This window comes from Sinomonas humi, assembly GCF_000802235.1.
Lineage (GTDB): Bacteria > Actinomycetota > Actinomycetes > Actinomycetales > Micrococcaceae > Sinomonas > Sinomonas humi.
In genome coordinates this window covers 1-910 of record NZ_JTDL01000025.1, presented here as the reverse complement: position 1 = coordinate 910, position 910 = coordinate 1, and the positions used below count along the sequence as shown (strand labels likewise).

The window sequence follows — 910 nt, the reverse complement described above, 5'->3', positions numbered from 1 at the left end:
ATCGCGTTCAGGAGTCCGCAGGCGGCATCCCGGCGCTCGCGCAGTACGTCCAGCATCTGCTGCACGGGTTCCTGGGGGCCGCGGAGTGCTTCGATGCCGCCCCACTGCACGTAGTGGGTCGTGCACGACTCGTCATTGGTGTTGAGCGTGCTGAGCACTTTGGCGATTTCGGGCGGGGCGACCGCGCAGCCGAGGCGGGAGCCGGTCATCGCGAACTTCTTGCTGAACGTGTAGAGGATGACCGTGCGCTCCGCCATGCCGGGGAGCGATGCGATCGAGCTCGAGACACCCTCGTAGCGCGTCTCGAAGTAGGCCTCGTCCGAGAGCACCCAGAGATCGTGCTCCAGCGCGAGCTGAGCGATCGCCTCGCGCTCGGCCGCCGTCGACTCGGCCGAGATCGGGTTCTGCAGGTCGTTGTAGATGATCGCGACCGTGTTCGGGGTGATTGACGCGCGCACCTGGTCGAGATCGATGGCGAAGCCCTCGCTCGTGGGCAGGTAGCGGTACGGCACTGCCGTTCCGCCGAGGTACTCGATCTGCGATTCGTAGATCGGGAAGCCGGGATTCGGGTAGAGCACCTCCTGGCCGGGGTTCATGACAGCTTGCAGGAACTTGGTGATGACCGGCTTGCCGCCCGTCATCACGACGACGTTGTCCGGAGAGAATTCGATGCCACGACGCGATCCGAGGTCGTCCGCGAGGGCTTCGCGCAGCTGCGGGATCCCCGGGCCCGGGCAGTAGCCCGTGTACCCATCCGCGATCGCCCGGTTCATGGCCTCGATGATGTGCGGGGCCGTCGGGATGTTGATGTCCCCGAGGTGGAAGGGGTACACCCGGTTCCCCTGAGCCTTCCACGCCGCCGCGGCTTGGGCGACGCTGAAGGCAGTTTCAGTGCCCAGCCGTTCGAGCC

1 protein-coding gene is annotated in these 910 nt (G+C 66.2%); it reads right to left on the bottom strand.

From position 1 onward, the window contains the following. Positions 1–910 (bottom strand): pyridoxal phosphate-dependent aminotransferase (locus LK10_RS01595; RefSeq protein WP_043119628.1); only part of this gene is annotated, 910 nt, incomplete at both ends.